The sequence below is a fragment of the Azospirillum sp. TSH20 genome (assembly GCF_003115935.1).
Classification (GTDB): domain Bacteria; phylum Pseudomonadota; class Alphaproteobacteria; order Azospirillales; family Azospirillaceae; genus Azospirillum.
This window is the reverse complement of record NZ_LGQU01000190.1, coordinates 1-1,423: the sequence shown is the minus strand read 5'-3', so window position 1 is coordinate 1,423 and position 1,423 is coordinate 1. Positions and strand designations below refer to the sequence as shown.

General features: G+C 69.0%; 1 protein-coding gene. It reads right to left on the bottom strand.

Annotation, left to right across the window (positions count from 1 at the left end; translation table 11 throughout):
* Window positions 1-1,423: autotransporter-associated beta strand repeat-containing protein (locus TSH20_RS33595; RefSeq protein WP_199232455.1), on the bottom strand; the 1,423-nt coding region annotated here is incomplete at both ends.

Below are 1,423 nucleotides of genomic sequence, written 5' to 3'. Positions count from 1 at the left end.
TGCCCAGCGCGTTGGCGTGGCCGGCGACCAGCGTGCCGGCGCTGATGGTGGTGGCGCCGGTGTAGCTGTTGCTGCCCGACAGGGTCAGACTGCCGGCACCGGTCTTGGTCAGGGCGTAACTGCCGGAGAGGGCCCCCGACAGGGTGGCGGATGAGCCGCTGCCGACGCTGAGCGTGGCGGCGCCCGCCAAGCTGACCGCCTTGCTGATGGTGGTGCCGGATCCGGTGATGTCCAGGATGGCGCCGGCGTCCAGGGATACGCTGCCTCCGCTGCCGAGATTGGCATCGGCCGAAACCGTGACCGTGGTCGAGGCGCTGACGGTCGTGCCGCCGCTGTAGCTGTTGGTGCCCGACAGCACGAAGGCGTTGCTGGTGCTGCCGTTGGCCAATGTCAGGCTGCGGGCACCGCCGCTTTCCGAAATCGTGCCGGAGAAGGTGACGACGGCGCCGCTGGCGAAGGATTCCGCGTTGTTGAAGGTCGACTGGTCGTCGGTCCCCAGCGTGGCGTTGCCCGCCAGCACGATGTTGTTGCCGATGGTCTTGGTGACGCCGCCGATGTAGAGCTGCGTACCGCCGGACATGGTGATCTGCCCGCTGCCCAGCGTGCTGGACCCCCAGACCCCCAGAATCCCGCTTGTGACGGCGATGTCGCCGGTGAAGCTGCTGGCGTTGTTGAGACGAAGAATGCCGAGGCCGCTCGAGGTCAGCGTCCCGGAGCCGGTCAGCGCCCCGGTGATGACCCATTGGGCGCCGGAAGCGTAAAGGGTGCCGCCGCCCGATCCGATGGCGATGGCGTTGCTGAAGAAGTCGAAGCCGCTGCCGGCACCCCCGTTCACGTCGTTGGCGCCGGCTCCGGTGAGGGAGAGCGTTCCGCCGTTCAGCGTGATGGCGCCGCTGGCGATGTTGGCGTGGCCGTCGATGTTCAGTTCGCCGGCGGTGACGGTCGTGGTCCAGCTTTGGCCGCTGTTGGTTCCCGACAGGATCAGCTTCGCGCTGCCCGCCTTGGTCAGGCTGCCCGTGCCGGTGATAGCGCCGCTGAAGGTCTGGTTGCTCGTCTGGCTGACGGTCAGTGCGTTGGCGCCCAGCGCGACCGTTCCTGCCCCGCTCAGCGTCCCGATGGTCTCGCTCGCCGACAGCAGGCTCAGCGTGGCGCCCGACGATACCGTCACGGCGCTGCTGTCGGCGAGCGCGGTGCCGGCGCTGCTGTTCAGTGCCAGGGTGCCGGCGCTGACGGTGGTGGCGCCGGTATAGCTGTTGGTGCCGGTCAGGGTCAGCGTGCCGCTGCCGGTCTTGGTCAGGGCATGGCTGCCGCTGACCACGCCGCTGATGGTCAGCTCGGTGCCCGACACGCCGATGGTGGTGTTGGCGCCCATGGCGACGGTGCCGCTGATCGTGGCGCTGCCACTGGTCACCTGCAGGGCGCC